This is a genomic window from Aeromonas sp. S18(2024), assembly GCF_041402525.1.
Classification (GTDB): Bacteria; Pseudomonadota; Gammaproteobacteria; order Enterobacterales; family Aeromonadaceae; genus Aeromonas; species Aeromonas enteropelogenes.
In genome coordinates this window covers 421,065-437,539 of sequence record NZ_JBGLQV010000002.1, presented here as the reverse complement: position 1 = coordinate 437,539, position 16,475 = coordinate 421,065, and the positions used below count along the sequence as shown (strand labels likewise).

The following is a 16,475-nucleotide window of genomic DNA, read 5'->3' as shown; positions in this document are numbered from 1 at the left end:
TTGTCCGTGCGCGAACGCGGGGTTAGGCCGAGGCGAACAGACGGCCGATGGCCTTGCCCAGTGCCTCGCTGCGCTCTGGGTCGCGCAGCCTGGCCAGCATATCATTGCGCAGGGCCGGCAAGGTGACCAGTTCGGCAAAAACCTGATTGAAGAACTGGGTCGGTTGCAGGGCCAGCTGCTCCAGATAGTGGCTGAGCAGATCGGCATTTTTCAGATCGGGCCAGAGCCGGCCGGCGATGGCAAGCAGCAGTGCCGGACTGGGTTGGGTTTGCAGCAGGGTCAGCAGCTTGTTAGTGCGCAGAGTATTACCGTTGCAGGAGGCCAGCGCCCGGCACAGATAGGCGAGGGTCTCGGGATTGGGGGCTGCGCACTCCTGCTCCCGGCCGATGCGCTCCAGCAGGGCACCTTGCACTGCCGGTGGCAGGGGGGCGCTCTCCAGACTCTGGCAGAGGGCATAGAGGGGCTCCAGCGGCAGGGTCGGCAAAGCCTTGCACACCAGGGCCAGGTTGCGCTCATCGTGCAGCCGCTCCGCCAGATCGGCGAAGCCCTGTACCCCCAGGGTTTGCCAGCCATCGGCACCGGGCGCCGCCAGATAATGGCGCAGGGCCTCGTAATAGGCGGACGGTGCCTGCTCCAGCTGATAGGCCAGCTTGGCATGCAGACTGGCCATCTTGGCCTCGGCCGGACGGAAGGTATAGGGATTGTCGGCCAGCCGCTGGGCCTTCTCTTCATCCAGCTCGCCAGTCAGCTTGTAGCCCAGGGTTTCCACTACCTGATCCATGAAGTGTTTGGGGCCGCTCGAGATGAGCAGACCGCGCTCATCAAGGGCAAACTTGAGGAACCAGAGGTAGTGACGGGATTCGGCTGGCTGAAAGAAGTGGATGCCGAGCCAGGCATGCTGCTGCAGGGGCCAGGGGTAGGGCTCTTGCTGCTGTTCGATGCGAACGAAGAGATCGCTTGGCAGCGGGCGCACCTGGCGGCCCATGTCAAACAGCTGGAACTGGGTTCCTGCCTGGGTCAGAAATTCGGTCAGGGTATTGATGCTTGAAGCGGTGGCAGACATGGTGTAATCCGGCTTTGGGTGATGCGGGCCGATTATAAGGCCCTCGCCGAGGATCGCCAGTGGTTGCCACGGTTCGCCATGGCAGCCGTGCGGGGCGAGGTGTATAGTATCGCCCTTTTTTGACGGCGGCAGGCCCGTTCCGGCCGCCAGGCGATCGCGTCATGTTCGCCGCCCAAGGATCAACCCGTGGTGAAGAGGAAGAGAGCGAGATGAATCAATATTTGCTGGTAGCTGGCCTGTTGGGGGAACTCACCGCCGAGTTGCAACGCCTCGAACGCTGGCAAGCCGAACACCCTGGCGAGGAGGCGCTGGCGAGCACCCTGCCTTTTTGTGTCGATACCCTGAGCTTCGATCAGTGGCTGCAGTTCGTGCTGATCCCGCGCATGGAGCAGCTGGTGCTGCTGCAGGCCCCGTTGCCGAGCAACGTCTCCATCTATCCCATGGCCAGCGAAGTCTATAAAGAGGAGCTCGCCGAGGTGGCAGATCTGCTGCGCCTCATCGCCCGTTTCGATCTGCTGCTTTCCGGCAAAGTGGTGGAAAAATGAGCCTGACCCTGCTTTATCAGGATGACTGGCTGGTGGCGGTCAACAAGCCCTCCGGCCTGCTGGTGCACCGCAGCTGGCTGGACAAGGCCGAGACCCGCTTTGCCATGCAGATGACTCGGGATCTGATCGGGGGCCGCCATGTCTACCCGGTTCATCGCCTCGATCGTCCCACCTCCGGGGTGCTGCTGTTTGCGCTGGATCCAGCCGTGGCCCGCACCCTGACCGAGGCGTTTGCCAATCGCCAGGTGCAAAAGGAGTACCTGGCGCTGGTGCGCGGCTGGGCGCCCGAGCAGGGGGTGATCGACTATCCCCTCAAGGAGCAGCTGGACAAGATAGCTGACGCCATGAGTGACCCGGATCGTCCGGCCCAGGAGGCCGTCACCACCTTCCGGCGTCTGCACAGCGTCGAGCTGCCTTATGCCGTCTCCAAGAAACACCCGACCAGCCGTTACAGCCTGGTCAAACTGTTCCCGAAGACAGGTCGCAAACACCAGCTGCGCCGCCACCTGGATCATCTGTTCCACCCCATTGTCGGTGATACCACCCACGGTGATGGTCGCCATAACCGCTTCTTTCGCGAGCAGTATGGCTGTGAGCGCCTGCTGCTGGTGGCGCGCACTCTGAGCTTTGAGCATCCGGTGTTGAAGGTGCCGATGCGCATCCAGGCCCCCCTCGGTCAGGACGTGCTGCAGCTGTTTGCCGAACTGGGTTGGCCCGCCAGCGAGAGCGATTACTGAGCCTCATTCGGTGGCATCCCCGGTCTGCTTGCTGATAGAGTCGGTGATTATACCGACAACAAGTGCGTGCAGGAGGCAGGTAGTGGCGCAGATCGATATTGTGGTGGGAACCGTCTATGGTGCGGCCATGCTGGTGGCCGAGACGCTGGCGGACGAGCTTGAACGCAAGGGGCACCAGTGTGCCCTGCATGAAGAGGCTCGGCTGGAGGACATAGACCCCGGCCGTTTTTTGTTGCTGGTGAGTGCCACCACGGGGCAGGGGGATATTCCGCCCAATTTGCAACCTTTTGCCAGCGATCTGGCCGATCGGGCGCCCTGGCTCAAGGGGTTGCGCTATGCCCTGATCGCCATGGGTGACAGTAGCTACGAGCATTTCTGCGGGGCCGGCCGTCGTCTTGACGAGCAGCTGCAAGAGTTGGGGGCGAGCGCTGTGATCCCCCGCCTTGAACTGGATGCCACCTTTCATGATGAACCCGAACAGGTGGCACTTTCCTGGCTGAAGGAGTGGACGTTTCAGCCCTGAATTGCTTGTTAAATAGCGCCATAAAAATCCCCTGTCGGTTTGCCACAGGGGATTTTTATTTTCACTATCCGCCAACCCAATTGGTATCCATATTTCTCCCCTGTAAGGTATCTATTTCAAGATGCTAAAAAGTTATCCCGCTCATTTAGTGCCCAGAGGCCGCGACATAACGAGGAAATAAAAGTTCAATCATGAAAGCGATTTCAGTCATGTTTTTAAAAAAGGATGCGCAAATATTCACTTTTGCTTAGAAGCAAATTAATTGCTGGTACCGATTTCAAGTGCAATGTTATTTGCATTTTGTGTGTTTTGGTGGTGTTTTGTTGCTAGATTTCATCTGTTTTTACTTCTGTTTGGCGCTGTGAACGTTTGCCGAGCGATTTGTCGCCATTTTGTGAGTCTGCTCATATTTGTCGCGATATGCGCTCCCTATAATCGACCTCGGTTATCACCTGCAGGATTGCTTGGTGATATGAAGTTGAATATTCAGGATCACACTCCTCACAGCGGGAAATAAGGAATATGACAATGAAAATGAAGTGGCTCCCGATTGCAGCAGCTGTTACTGCCGCCCTGGCTTCCCAAGCCGCCTTTGCCGTAGATTTCCACGGTTATATGCGTTCCGGTGTTGGTACTTCCGATAATGGCAGCCTCCAGACTTACTCCAAACAGAAAGTCGGCCGTCTGGGTAACGAAGCCGAGACCTACGGCGAAGTACAGCTGGGTCAAGAGGCTTACAACAAGGATGGCAAGACCTTCTATGTAGACTCCATGTTTGCCATGGTCTCTGGTCAGCAAGGTCGTGACTGGGAAAGCACCAGCGGCAGCGATGCCGACTTCGCCCTGCGTCAGTTCAACGTGCAAGCCAAAGGTGTGCTGGGCTTTGCGCCGGAAGCCACCCTGTGGGCTGGTAAGCGTTACTACCAGCGTCACGATATTCATATCTCCGACTTCTACTACTGGGATGTATCCGGCGCGGGCGCCGGTGTAGAAAACATCCAGGCCGGTCCCGGCAAGCTCTCCTTCGCCTGGCTGCGCAACGACCCGTGGGATGACTACGATGAGTTCGTTGGTGGTGTCGGCGTAGACAAGCGCGTCGATACTGACGTGCTGGATGTGCGTTATGCCGGTATTCCGCTGTGGACCGACGCGTCCCTGGAGCTGGGTTATGACTTCGCTCGCGCTAACCTGACCGATGAGCAGAAAGCGGCACTGGGCAGCAAGGACTACGAGAAAAATGGCCACATGCTGACCGCCGAGCTGACTCAGTCCATGCTGGGTGGCTTCAACAAGACTGTGGTTCAGTACTTTGCTGACGGTTATGCATCCCAGGCCGTCGATTATGGTAGTGGTTCTGGCAACGGCCTGAGCCAGGCAGCCTCCAAAGGCGATGGCTGGCGTTTCATCAACTGGGGTGTGCTGCCTATCGGTGACAAAGTCGAATTCGGTCACCAGATTGTTTACGGCATGGCCAGTGACATTGATAACAACAGCGCTGACAAGGACACCTTCTCCGTCGTCGTTCGCCCGATGTACAAGTGGAACGACACCATGAAGACCATCGCCGAACTCGGTTATCACCACGATAGCTACGAGCCGAACAGTGGTACTGATTCCAGCACCATCGGCAAGAAGTACACCCTGGCACAGGCTTGGTCCGCTGGTTCCGGCTTCTGGGCCCGTCCGGAAATCCGTGTTTATGCCTCCTATCTGGATGCTGATGGACAGTTCCGTCCGGACTCCAACGGCGTGAAACAGGATGATTCCTGGAACTTCGGTGTTCAAGCTGAAGCCTGGTGGTAAGCTGTTTGATGTCATGAATGCAAGTGCCCCCGCATGACGGGGGCGCTTTTTTTACAACACTGTCCTTAGGGTTACGCAATGAGATATTCCGGGTTAGCCTTGACTGTATTTTGCTCAGTTGTCTTGGGGGGGTGTGCTTCGTTGGAAACAACCGTAGCCCCGACGCAAGAATTCAAATCCATTTTGGGAAATCGTGATACCGCGATGACCCAGCTGGCGTCGGTGAGCAGCTGCTGCCGTGATGTCTCCAGCCTGCCTTTTCAGGAGCTTCAGCCTGGGGCGACCAAGCTGATCCCGATTGACAGCAGCTCCCCGGCTTACAACTTCAACGAAGGAAAAAGCTATTTTGCCGCCTTCCGCCTGCCTGTGAACTCAGGCAATTTGCGCATTACGGTGGATGGCTTGATCGACAAGTCCCTGTTTAATCCCACCGTAATGATGCTTGACTCCAAATTCAATGTGACCCGCAAGCTTGGCAGTGACGTATTCAAGTACGAGCCCGCCCGCATGCTGGAAGGCGATCGCATGGAGGCCGTGTTTACGGTGGATCGTTCCTATGTGGGCAACCCCAATAACGAGAGCTACATGGTGATCTATACGGATTCCGCCACGCTTGACAAGACAACGACCATCCTGAGCCCGTCCAAATTAATGACCAAGTCGCTGGGGGTTGTTGATTACGGTGAGAAAGATCCCGTTATTCCCCACTCTCCCTGGGGCGTGGTCAGCGTGTCGATGGAAGATCTGAGCGGGGTAAAAACAGATAGCAACTATTACAAGCCTGTCTATCAGGACGTGATCGATGCCAATACACCTGTGGTCAACCCGGAACCCAACAAGCTGGTTGTTCCGCTGGCAACCGGAGTGGGGAGCAAACCCGTGGCTCCCATGTTGGCCGAGACCGAAGCCTTCTATCAATCCCAGATCGAGAAAGCGGTCAATGCCGGTGATATCGACAAGGCGATGCAGCTGGTCAGCGAAGCTGAGCGTGCCGGTTCCAGCAAGGCCAAGGCGGTGTTCGTCGATGCGGTGAAGCGTTCCCAAAAGTAGGGATTAACCCGACTTTTTGACTGAGCAATATATTTTTAAGGCCTCCCTTGTTGGAGGCCTTTTTAATCGGTAGACTGTAATAATAAAAAGGAGTTGGTTACATAGTGTTACATTGTGTTTCCTGTGGATATATTTGGAATTATTAAAATACAAAGCGAAACTGTAATTTATCTATTTGTGTAATAGACTTATCATGCGGTAATTTATCTTGCGAAAATAAGATTTTATTGCAGCCAAACAAGTTGTGATCTCCCCTCCAAATTCAATATTCCTCTCTCTTCGAAAGCAGCAATTTATTACCCGGTGGGTTATATTTTGATGGTCAAAATAATCAAACCCGATCCGACGATATTTGGATGAACTGCTGTTATTTCATTCAAACAACTCGTTCAGGGAAGACAATCCATTCAGGAGCGCACACAATGTTGAAAAATGCTTTCTCTAATCTGCAAAAGGTTGGTAAGGCGCTGATGCTGCCCGTATCAGTCTTGCCCGTTGCAGGTATTCTGCTGGGGGTGGGTGCTGCCCACTTCAGCTGGCTGCCGGAAATCGTCTCCCAATTGATGGAGCAGGCAGGTGGTTCCGTGTTTGGCCAGATGGCCCTGCTGTTTGCAGTCGGTGTGGCACTTGGCTTCACCAATAACGACGGCGTATCCGGCCTGTCCGCCATCGTTGGCTACGGCATCATGGTCGCCACCCTGAAAGTCATGGCGCCGGTCATGGGCGTTGAAAGCATCGATACCGGTGTGCTGGGTGGTATCCTGGCTGGTGGTATCGCCGCCTGGGCCTTCAACCGCTTCTACAAGATCCAGCTGCCCGAGTACCTGGGCTTCTTCGCCGGCAAGCGTGCCGTGCCCATCATCACCGGTTTCCTGTCTATCGGTCTGGGTGTGATCCTGTCCGTGATTTGGCCGCCTGTCGGTGGTGCCATCGGTGCCTTCTCCGACTGGGCTGCCAACCAGAACCCGGTACTGGCCTTCGGTATCTACGGCGTGGTTGAGCGCTCCCTGATCCCGTTCGGTCTGCACCACATCTGGAACGTACCGTTCTTCTACCAGGCTGGTACCTGCGTCAACGGCGCCGGTGAAACCGTACACGGCATCATGACCTGCTTCCTGACTGCTGATGATGCCTCCCGCGCTGCCGGTAATGGCTTTGGCCAGCTGGCCGGTGGCTACCTGTTCAAGATGTTCGGTCTGCCTGCTGCCGCGTTTGCCATCGCTCACGCTGCCAAACCGGAAAACCGTGCCAAGGTCGTTGGTATCATGGCCTCCGCTGCCCTGACCTCCTTCCTGACCGGTATCACCGAGCCGATCGAGTTCTCCTTCCTGTTCGTGGCACCGGTACTGTATGCCATCCACGCCGTCCTGGCTGGTCTGGCTTACGTGCTGACCAACATGCTGGGCGTGGTTCACGGTCACACCTTCTCCAACGGCTTCATCGACTTCGTCGTACAGTCCCCGCGTGCCAGCAACATGCTGCTGCTGGTGGGTCTGGGTCTGGTCTATGCCGCTATCTACTACGTAGTATTCAGCTTCGTGATCCGTGCCATGAACCTGAAAACTCCGGGTCGTGAAGACGAGACTGCCGAGGAGTCCGTGGGCCAAGGTAAAGACGAAATGTCCGCCGCTCTGGTTGCCGCCTTCGGTGGTAAAGAGAACATCGCCTCCCTGGATGCCTGCATCACCCGTCTGCGTGTCGGCGTGAAAGATGTGGCCAAGGTGGACCAGGCTGGTCTGAAGAAACTGGGCGCCGCCGGTGTGGTTGTGGCTGGTTCTGGCGTACAGGCCATCTTCGGTACCAAGTCCGACAACCTGAAAACCGACATGGATATCTGGATGAAGAGCAACTAATCCGGTTGTTTGAATCCTGGAGTTCCGAAAAGGGAGGCGCAAGCCTCCCTTTTTCTGTTTTGTAGCTTGCGGTAGAGGGTTGTCGTGCCAGATAGGCGGAAATGAGGTGATTCACCGTTCTTTCTGTTTGGAGGGCAGGAGTTTGCCTCGAGAGTGGAGACAGTGATGTGGATTCTGCGTGTAGGGTAATAAAAAGAGCGCCATCAGGGCGCTCTTTGGGGAGGAGGGGAATTACAGCTTTTCGAGGTCCCGCTCGATTTCGCTGATCTTGTTTTGCACCACTTTTTCCAGGTGGCGCAGGTCGCGCAGGATCTTCTGCTTGATATCCGGATCGGCCTGAACGTGCACGCCCTGAGTCAGGTTGTCCAGCTCGTCCACCACATACTTGAGATTGGCGTTGATCTCGGTGACATCCTTGTACTCATGGGTACCCGAGTCGACCAGCATGGTCTTGCGCTGGCGGGGGTATTTGAATTTCACGCTCTTGGCGAAGAACTCGCCTTTCTGCTTCTTGAAGTAGATCTTGAGGATGTCGTGGTTGGCCTCCTGGCGCAGGGTGTAGCTGTCGACGGAGGCGGGATCCTGGATCCCCAGGCTCTTCAGATTCTCGTACATCAGGCTTCCTTGGTTTGAAACGATCCTGTGTCATCTATCTTAACCGAGCGGGTGTGGCTTGCCTGTGACAGGGGCGCCAAAATCCAAATGGGGTTCAAAAGGCCCTTTCTGCCTTCTCCCAACATCATGCGAGATGCACCGACAGAGCATTCTTCGACGATAAAAAAAGAGCGCCATCAGGCGCTCTTTTTCAAAGGACTGCCAGTTACTCGTCGATGGAGCGCAGCAGGGCATTGATGCCCACCTTGGCGCGAGTCTTGGCATCGACTTTCTTGACGATCACCGCAGCGTACAGGCTGTACTTGCCGCACTTGGAGGGCAGGGAGCCGGAAACCACAACGGAACCGGCCGGTACGCGGCCGTAGTGAATTTCGCCGGTTTCGCGGTCATAGATGCGGGTGGACTGGCCGATGAAGACGCCCATTGAGATGACGGAGCCTTCTTCCACGATGACGCCCTCAACCACCTCGGAACGGGCGCCGATGAAGCAGTTGTCCTCGATGATGGTCGGGTTGGCCTGCAGCGGCTCCAGTACGCCGCCGATGCCGACGCCGCCGGAGAGGTGGACGTTCTTGCCGATCTGGGCACAGGAGCCGACGGTGGCCCAGGTGTCGACCATGGTACCTTCGTCAACGTAGGCACCGATGTTGACGTAGGAGGGCATCAGCACGGTATTGGGGGCGATGAAGGAGCCTTTGCGGGCGGTCGCCGGCGGCACCACGCGCACACCCGCTTCGCGGAACTGCTCTTCGGTGTAGTTGGAAAACTTGAGGGGAACCTTGTCGTAGTACTGGGCATCATCACCCTTGATGATGCCGTTGTCGTTGATGCGAAACGAGAGCAGCACTGCCTTCTTCAGCCACTGGTGAACAACCCACTCGCCGGCAATCTTCTCGGCAACGCGGGCCTTGCCGGAGTCCAGCAGGTCGATGGCTTGCAGGATGGCGGATCTGGTGGCGCTATCCACTGTGCCCGGGGTGATGGTGTCGCGGCGCTCGAAGGCCGATTCAATGATCTGTTGCAACTCGGTCATGACAGGTTTCCTTTAAAAAATTCTGTTTGTTGTATCACACTTTTCCGATCGTGTTTAAGAGGGGAAACCCGATTTCTTCAGTCTTGTGGCCATTTCTGTGTCACCCCTGGTGAGGCCTCTGGTTTCTCAGGGTAAAAACGCTCTGTAAACAGTCTCTTGCGAGGCTTTTTTGCTCACGCCACAGTCAGGATTGCTGCGGATTGAGCTGGTGCACCAGCCGTTCTTCCAGTTGCAGCTGTTGTTCCGCCGTCAGGGGATCTCCCGCCAGATTGGTGAGGCTGAAAAAGTCCTCTACCCGCTCCCCTATGGTGGTGATCTTGGCGGCGTGGAGCGACAGCCCGCACTGCTGGAACACGGCGCCGATGCGGGCCAGCAAGCCTGGTGTATCGAGCGCCGTCAGTTCCATCAGGGTGTGGCGGGTTTCTCCCTTGTGGGGCAGAAACACCACCCGGGTCGGCACGCTGAACTGGCGGTGACGTCGTGACAGCGGCTTGCTGCGCAGCACCAGCTTGCCGGGCTCCTGCAACGCTTTCTCCAGTGCCTTCTTGATGGGCGCGGTACGGTTCGGGCTGATGGGTTCGCCGCTCGGCTCCAGCACCACGAAGGTATCAAGCACGAAGTTGCTGCGCGAGTTCATGATCTGGGCGTCGTGGATGTTGAGGTTCTTCTGATCCAATGCCGAGGCTACGGTGGCAAATAGATTCGGCGTGTCGCGACAATAGATGAACACCTCGCTGCCACCCCGGGTCGGGTGCTTGCCAATGATCACCAGAGGAGCCGGGTTGTCGCCGTGTTCGATGATGTGGCGGCAGTGCCAGGCGATTTGTTCCGGGCTGTGGCGCAGGAAGTAGTCGGCCTTGAAGTCGGCCCACAAGCGGTTGACGGCTTCTTCCGTGACATCCCGCTGGGCCAGGATCTGCTTGGCCTGACGCTGGTTTTCGCGGATCCGCAGGCGCATGTCCGGCGGGTTTTCCAGCCCCTGGCGCAGCGCCTTCTGGGTAGCGAAGTAGAGCTCCCGCAGCAAAGTGCCCTTCCAGTCGTTCCACAGAGTGTCGTTGGTGGCACAGATGTCGGCCACCGTCAGGCAGTAAAGCAGGTCGAGATGCTGCTCGTCGCGCACCTTCTGGGCAAAGTCGGTGACGACCTCGGGGTCGTAGATGTCGCGGCGCTGGGCGGTCACCGACATCAGCAGGTGATGGCGCACCAGCCAGGCGACCAGCCGGCTCTCGTAGCGATCAAAACCGTGCAGCTGGCAAAACTCCAGCGCATCGACGGCGCCGAGCTCTGAGTGATCGCCACGCCGCCCCTTGGCGATGTCGTGGAACAGGGCGGCTACATAGAGCAGCTCCGGCTTGCGCAGCCGGGTAAACACCTCGTGGCAGAGCGGGTGAGTCTGGCGGCTGGCCGGATTGGGAAACTGATGGATGTTCTTGAGCAGCCGGTGGGTATGTTCGTCCACCGTGTAGGCATGGAACATGTCGAACTGCATCTGGCCAACGATGAGGTTCCACTGGGGCAGATAGGCCGCCAGGATCCCGTACTTGTGCATCAGACTGAGGGGTTGGCCGATGCCATTGGGATGACGCAACAGCGCCATAAACAGGCGGCGGCACTCGGGGATATCCTGCAGCCAGCAGTTGAGCTTGCGCCGCGCCTCGCGCAACTGGCGCAAGGTGGCCGAGTGAATGCCCGCTATCTCGGAATGCTGCGCCATCTGGTAGAAGAGGCGCAGGATGGCGGCGGGTTCGCGGGCAAACAGTTCGGCATCCACCGCATCGATGAGGCGGCCACGGAGCTGGAATTCATCGGAGAGGCGGCGCACGTCCATGGCGGTGTTGCCGAGGATCGCCTCGTCAAACAGCTGCAACAGCATTTCGTTGAGTTCGGAGACTCGCCGCACTGTCTGGTAAAAGCGCTTCATCATCTGCTCGACCGGGGTGTTGCCTTCCCCCTCGAACCCCAGCATCTGGGCCACGGTGCGCTGGCGATCGAACAGCAGGCGGTTGTCCCCCTTGTTGATGGCCATGTGCAGGGCGAAGCGTACCTTCCACAGGAAGTTCTGGCAGTCGAGTAGTTCGCGGTATTCGGCGCGATTGAGAAAACCGTGGCTGGTCATCTCGAACAGGGTGGTGGCGCCGAAGTGGCGGCGGGCCACCCAGGCCAGGGTCTGGATGTCGCGCAGGCCCCCCGGATTGCACTTGAGATCGGGTTCGAGCTTGTAGGCGGTACCGAGGAACTGCTGGTGGCGTTCGGCCTGCTCCTGGCGCTTGGCGCGAAAGAAGGCCTCGCTTGGCCAGAAGTGTTCTGGGCCGGTCGCCTCCCTGAGCTGCTGGAACCCCGCCTGGCGGCCGGTGATGTAGCGCGCCTCAATCAGGTTGGTGGCCACCGTGATGTCGGCCCGCCCCTGCTCGATGCACTCTGCCACGTTGCGTACCGCCTGGCCCACTTCCAGTTTCAGATCCCACAACAGGGTGATGAACTCACCGATGCGCAGCCCCAGCACCTCGTCCAGCTCGTCGCCGTCATAGAGGATCAGCAGGTCGATGTCGGAGTGGGGGTGCAACTCACCCCGGCCATACCCTCCCACCGCGATCAGGGTGAGATCCGTCTTGTCGAAGCCGAATTTTTGCCACAACCGGGTCAGCAGCTGATCCATGTACTCCGAGCGGGTGGCGACCAGCTCGATGATGTTGTCGCCGGCGTCGAAGCGGGCGTGCAGCCAGCCGAGGAAACGACTCAGGTACTCCTTGCAGTTGTCACGGGTGAGCTGATCGTCGGGTAACAGGTGGGGGGAAAGCAGGCTGGCGTCCATGGCATCTCACACGCAGGTGGCTGGGAAATGGCGAAAACGGGCAATAAAAACCCCGGCGCTTCTGAGCAGGGCCGGGGCTCAATGTTAACCGTGTTTGATGAAACGGTCGATGGTGTCGTCAGGACGCAGGGTCAGGATCTCGCAGCCATCTTCGGTCACCAGCAGGGTGTGTTCCCACTGGGCGGAGTCGCCGCCATCCTTGGTGGTCACGGTCCAGCCATCTTTCGGGTTGACCTTGCAATGATACTTCTTGCTGTTGACCATGGGCTCGATGGTGAAGCACATGCCGGCCTTGAGCTCCAGCTTGCCGCTGTTGCGGTAATGCAGGATCTGCGGCTCTTCGTGGAATTCGGCACCGATGCCGTGGCCGCAGTAGTCACGTACCACGGAGAAGCCGGCCTTCTCGACGATGGGCTGGATCACGGCGCCGATCTCGGTGATGCAGGCACCCGGGCGCACCGTCTTGATGGCGGCGTAGAGGCTCTCCTGGGCGACCTTGCACAGCTGGCGGCGCAGCGGCGTGGTCTCGCCCACGATGAACATGGCGGAGGTATCGCCGTGGTAGCCATCCTTGATGACGGTGATGTCCAGGTTGATGATGTCGCCGTCGCGCAGCTTCTTGTGATTCGGAATGCCGTGGCAGATCACATCATTCACCGAGGTGCAGATGGATTTGGGGAAGCCGTGGTAGTTGAGAGGGGCCGGGATGGCCTGCTGCACGTCAACGATGTAGTTGTGGCACAGGGTGTTCAGTTCGTCAGTGGTGACGCCAGCTTTGACATGGGGCGCAATCATGACCAGCACATCGGCGGCCAATCGGCCGGCAACGCGCATCTTTTCAATCTCTTCCGGTGTCTTGATTTTAATGGACATGGGATCTCTCTTGCGGCCTGCCGCAACAACCAGCAACGGCTGGTCGGGCAGGTAATGAAAAATAGATGCGTTTGCAATCAGGGCAAAATTTTATCCGCAACCCCTGCTCACTTCCAGTGTGATTGTCATCACAACGTCAAATCGACGTTCCAGCCTCTCCTGACGGGATCCAGATTTCACACCCGTTTGATGTGTCGCCGGTGGTGTCCTGAGCAAACTTATGGTATAAAGCGCGCCGGAATGGGGATCATGGGTCCCTGTTTCATCACCCTTACTTAAACAACACACACACATCGACACCTGTACCGGGGTGCCCCTTTGGGGTCGGTTACATGGGATGTGTGGAGGCCTAACCCCAATACAGAGGTATAAAATGGCTAAAGTTTCTATGCGCGACATGCTGCAAGCCGGCGTTCACTTCGGTCACCAGACTCGTTACTGGAACCCGAAAATGAAATCCTACATCTTCGGTGCCCGCAGCAAAGTTCACATCATCAACCTGGAAAAAACCGTTCCGATGTTTGACGATGCCATGAACTTCATCAGCTCCGTAGCTGCCAAGAAGGGCAAGGTACTGTTCGTAGGTACCAAGCGTGCCGCGTCTGAAGCCGTCAAAGAAGCCGCTGAGCGTTGCGACCAGTTCTACGTCAACCACCGCTGGCTGGGCGGCATGCTGACCAACTGGAAAACCGTTCGTCAGTCCATCAAGCGCCTGAAAGATCTGGAAACCCAGAGCCAGGACGGTACCTTCGACAAGCTGACCAAGAAAGAGGCGCTGATGCGTACTCGCGAAATGGAAAAGCTGGAGAAGAGCCTGGGTGGTATCAAGAACATGGGCGGCCTGCCTGACGTTCTGTTCGTTGTCGATGCCGACCACGAGCACATCGCTATCAAAGAAGCCAACAACCTGGGTATCCCGGTAGTTTCCATCGTTGATACCAACTCCAACCCGGACGGCGTTGATTACGTCATCCCGGGTAACGACGACGCTATCCGTGCCGTTCAGCTGTACCTGAATGCTGCTGCTGACACCGTACTGGAAGCTCGCGCTCAGGACATCGTTGTTCAAGCTGAACAAGATGGCTTCGTTGAAGCTGAGTAATTGATAAGGTCTGTAAAGCCCTTATTAACCAAGCTGATGTAATTGGTTAGCAGGGGCCCTTGTGGCCCCTGTTTCTTGTCAATTCAAGACCGAGGATACTGGACATGGCAAACATTACTGCCGCCCTGGTAAAAGAACTGCGCGAGCGCACCGCCGCTGGCATGATGGATTGCAAAAAAGCGCTGGAAGAAGCCAACGGTGATATCGAGCTGGCTATCGAGAACATGCGCAAATCCGGTCAGGCCAAAGCCGCCAAGAAAGCTGGCCGTATCGCCGCTGAAGGCGTGATCTTCGCCCGTACCGAAGGCAACGTTGCCGTCATGATCGAGCTGAACTGCGAAACTGACTTCGTTTCCAAGGATGCAGGCTTCCTGGCCATGGGTCAGAAGATCGTCGAGATCGCCGCTACCCAGAAGATCGCTGACGTTGACGCGTTGAAAGCCGCTGACTTTGGCAACGGTGAGTCCGTAGAGCTGACCATCACCAACCTGATCGCCAAGATCGGTGAGAACATGAACCTGCGTCGCGTGATGCTGGTTGAAGGTGACAACCTGGGTACCTACGTTCACGGTTCCCGTATCGGTGTTATCACCAAGCTGGTCGGCGGTACCGACGAGCTGGCCAAAGATCTGGCCATGCACGTAGCTGCCAACAGCCCGCAATTCGTCAAGCCGGAAGATGTATCTGCCGACGTCGTTGCCAAAGAGCGCGAAATCCAGATCGACATCGCCGTCAACTCTGGCAAGCCGAAAGAGATCGCCGAGAAGATGGTTGAAGGCCGCATGAAGAAGTTCACCGGTGAGGTTTCCCTGACTGGTCAGCCGTTCGTGAAAGATCCTTCCATGACCGTTGCCGAACTGCTGAAGAAAGAAGGTGCTGACGTTGTTTCCTTCACCCGTTTCGAAGTGGGCGAAGGCATCGAGAAGCAAGAGACCGATTTCGCTGCTGAAGTTGCAGCTCAAATCGCGGCCGCTCAAAAGGCCTAATCGAACCGGTTTTTCCGTTTCCCCAGACCGCGACTTATGTCGCGGTCTTTATATGACCAGGAATCAGTGACATGAGTACCAATCCCAAGCCTGCATACAGACGTGTTCTTCTGAAGTTGAGTGGTGAAGCCCTGCAAGGATCCGAGGGTTTTGGCATTGATCCGGCCGTGCTGGATCGGATGGCCCAAGAGATCAAAGAACTGGTTGAGCTGGGTGTTCAGGTCGGTCTGGTCATCGGTGGCGGCAACCTGTTCCGTGGCGCCGGTCTTGCCAAAGCTGGCATGAACCGTGTGGTGGGCGACCACATGGGTATGCTGGCGACCGTGATGAACGGTCTGGCCATGCGTGATGCCCTGCATCGTGCTTATGTGAATGCCCGTCTGATGTCTGCCATCTCCCTGCAAGGGATCTGTGACTCCTATGTCTGGGCAGAAGCCATCAGCCAGCTGCGCGCTGGCAAGGTGGTAATTTTCTCCGCCGGTACCGGCAACCCCTTCTTTACTACCGATTCTGCCGCCTGTCTGCGCGGGATCGAGATCGAAGCCGACGTGGTGCTGAAAGCCACCAAGGTCGATGGTGTCTTCAACGAGGATCCGGTTAAGAATCCGGATGCCGTGCTGTATCATGAACTGAGTTATGATGAAGTTCTTGAAAAAGAGCTCAAGGTGATGGATCTTGCTGCCTTTACTCTGGCCCGTGACCATGACCTGCCGATCCGCGTGTTCAACATGAACAAACCGGGTGCCCTGCGCCGGGTTATCATGGGTGAGCCGGAAGGCACTCTGATCCATCACGTCAGCAAATAAGATAGATACGAGCTGTAGACGGCTCGTTCGCCAAAAGGAAAACCACTGTGATCAACGAGATTAAAAACGACGCCAAGGACCGTATGGGCAAGAGCGTTGAGTCGCTCAAGACCCAGATGTCCAAGATCCGTACCGGTCGTGCTCATCCGAGCCTGCTCGACGGTATCCAGGTTGAGTACTACGGTGCTGCCACTCCGCTGAAACAGTTGGCCAACGTGGTGGCAGAAGATGCTCGTACCCTCTCCATCTCCATCTTCGATCGCTCCATGATCCAGGCCGTTGAAAAGGCGATCCTGACCTCCGATCTGGGCCTGAATCCGTCCAGCAACGGCCAGACTCTGCGTGTGCCGTTGCCGCCGCTGACCGAAGAGCGTCGTCGCGATCTGACCAAGGTGGTGCGTGCCGAAGCAGAAAACGCCCGTGTGGCCGTGCGTAACATCCGTCGCGATGCCAACGCCGACCTCAAGGCGCTGCTGAAAGAGAAAGAGATCTCCGAAGATGACGACCGTCGTGCCCAGGAAGAGATCCAGAAGCTGACCGACTCCTTCGTCAAGCTGGTCGATGAGGCCCTTGCCGCAAAGGAGAAGGAGCTAATGGAAATCTAAGGCTTCGAAAGGTATATTACGAGCGCCGTGTAGTGCCCCTGCACGGCGCTTTTGTCTTTGTGGGAGAAA

General features: G+C 57.2%; 15 protein-coding genes. 10 read left to right on the top strand and 5 right to left on the bottom strand.

What is annotated here, in order from left to right; genetic code table 11:
- Positions 1 to 22: 22 nt before the first annotated feature.
- Positions 23 to 1,063 (bottom strand): DUF3549 family protein, encoded by a 1,041-nt coding sequence (locus ACB034_RS05145; protein WP_371172259.1) that lies wholly within the window; start codon positions 1,061 to 1,063, stop codon positions 23 to 25.
- 209 nt (positions 1,064 to 1,272) lie between these two features.
- Between ACB034_RS05145 and ACB034_RS05140 the strand changes: the two genes are divergently transcribed.
- The 6 genes from ACB034_RS05140 (at position 1,273) to ptsG (ending at position 7,574) form a co-directional block, all read left to right on the top strand.
- Positions 1,273 to 1,608, top strand: coding sequence for a YqcC family protein (locus tag ACB034_RS05140; RefSeq protein WP_026457550.1), 336 nt, complete (start codon positions 1,273 to 1,275; stop codon positions 1,606 to 1,608).
- The gene (gene truC, locus ACB034_RS05135) at positions 1,605 to 2,345 is read left to right on the top strand and encodes a tRNA pseudouridine(65) synthase TruC (RefSeq protein WP_042027971.1); all 741 of its coding nucleotides are present in this window, start codon (positions 1,605 to 1,607) and stop codon (positions 2,343 to 2,345) included. The genes ACB034_RS05140 and truC overlap by 4 nt, the downstream gene beginning before the upstream one ends.
- A gap of 82 nt (positions 2,346 to 2,427) precedes the next feature.
- On the top strand, positions 2,428 to 2,868 hold the full coding sequence (locus tag ACB034_RS05130; protein WP_042073171.1) for a flavodoxin: 441 nt from the start codon (positions 2,428 to 2,430) through the stop codon (positions 2,866 to 2,868).
- Positions 2,869 to 3,396: 528 nt separating this feature from the next.
- Positions 3,397 to 4,671 (top strand): maltoporin, encoded by a 1,275-nt coding sequence (locus tag ACB034_RS05125; protein WP_042073170.1) that lies wholly within the window; start codon positions 3,397 to 3,399, stop codon positions 4,669 to 4,671.
- A gap of 204 nt (positions 4,672 to 4,875) precedes the next feature.
- A complete protein-coding gene (locus ACB034_RS05120) occupies positions 4,876 to 5,721 on the top strand; it encodes a MalM family protein (RefSeq protein WP_371172258.1) in 846 nt (281 codons plus the stop codon).
- A 422-nt stretch (positions 5,722 to 6,143) separates the two neighbouring features.
- On the top strand, positions 6,144 to 7,574 hold the full coding sequence (gene ptsG, locus ACB034_RS05115; RefSeq protein ID WP_042027964.1) for a PTS glucose transporter subunit IIBC: 1,431 nt from the start codon (positions 6,144 to 6,146) through the stop codon (positions 7,572 to 7,574).
- A gap of 231 nt (positions 7,575 to 7,805) precedes the next feature.
- Here the strand turns inward: ptsG and ACB034_RS05110 are convergent, their stop codons facing one another.
- The 4 genes from ACB034_RS05110 to map form a co-directional block, all read right to left on the bottom strand.
- The gene (locus ACB034_RS05110) at positions 7,806 to 8,189 is read right to left on the bottom strand and encodes a DUF3461 family protein (protein ID WP_005303475.1); all 384 of its coding nucleotides are present in this window, start codon (positions 8,187 to 8,189) and stop codon (positions 7,806 to 7,808) included.
- A 205-nt stretch (positions 8,190 to 8,394) separates the two neighbouring features.
- Positions 8,395 to 9,222: a 2,3,4,5-tetrahydropyridine-2,6-dicarboxylate N-succinyltransferase gene (gene dapD, locus ACB034_RS05105; protein WP_026458010.1), complete on the bottom strand. Its 828-nt coding sequence runs from the start codon at positions 9,220 to 9,222 to the stop codon at positions 8,395 to 8,397.
- A 184-nt stretch (positions 9,223 to 9,406) separates the two neighbouring features.
- On the bottom strand, positions 9,407 to 12,034 hold the full coding sequence (glnD, locus tag ACB034_RS05100; protein WP_042073169.1) for a bifunctional uridylyltransferase/uridylyl-removing protein GlnD: 2,628 nt from the start codon (positions 12,032 to 12,034) through the stop codon (positions 9,407 to 9,409).
- 84 nt (positions 12,035 to 12,118) lie between these two features.
- The gene (map, locus tag ACB034_RS05095; RefSeq protein WP_216993911.1) at positions 12,119 to 12,907 is read right to left on the bottom strand and encodes a type I methionyl aminopeptidase; all 789 of its coding nucleotides are present in this window, start codon (positions 12,905 to 12,907) and stop codon (positions 12,119 to 12,121) included.
- Positions 12,908 to 13,280: 373 nt separating this feature from the next.
- Here map and rpsB point away from each other — a divergent pair, with 373 nt between their 5' ends.
- The 4 genes from rpsB (at position 13,281) to frr (ending at position 16,406) form a co-directional block, all read left to right on the top strand.
- Positions 13,281 to 14,009 (top strand): 30S ribosomal protein S2, encoded by a 729-nt coding sequence (gene rpsB, locus ACB034_RS05090; RefSeq protein ID WP_005303470.1) that lies wholly within the window; start codon positions 13,281 to 13,283, stop codon positions 14,007 to 14,009.
- Positions 14,010 to 14,113: 104 nt separating this feature from the next.
- Positions 14,114 to 14,995: a translation elongation factor Ts gene (gene tsf / locus ACB034_RS05085; protein WP_026457973.1), complete on the top strand. Its 882-nt coding sequence runs from the start codon at positions 14,114 to 14,116 to the stop codon at positions 14,993 to 14,995.
- Positions 14,996 to 15,066: 71 nt separating this feature from the next.
- The gene (gene pyrH, locus ACB034_RS05080; RefSeq protein ID WP_026457972.1) at positions 15,067 to 15,801 is read left to right on the top strand and encodes a UMP kinase; all 735 of its coding nucleotides are present in this window, start codon (positions 15,067 to 15,069) and stop codon (positions 15,799 to 15,801) included.
- 47 nt (positions 15,802 to 15,848) lie between these two features.
- Positions 15,849 to 16,406, top strand: a complete 558-nt coding sequence (gene frr, locus ACB034_RS05075) for a ribosome recycling factor (protein WP_042027958.1) — start codon at positions 15,849 to 15,851, stop codon at positions 16,404 to 16,406.
- The last annotated feature ends 69 nt before the right edge of the window (positions 16,407 to 16,475 follow it).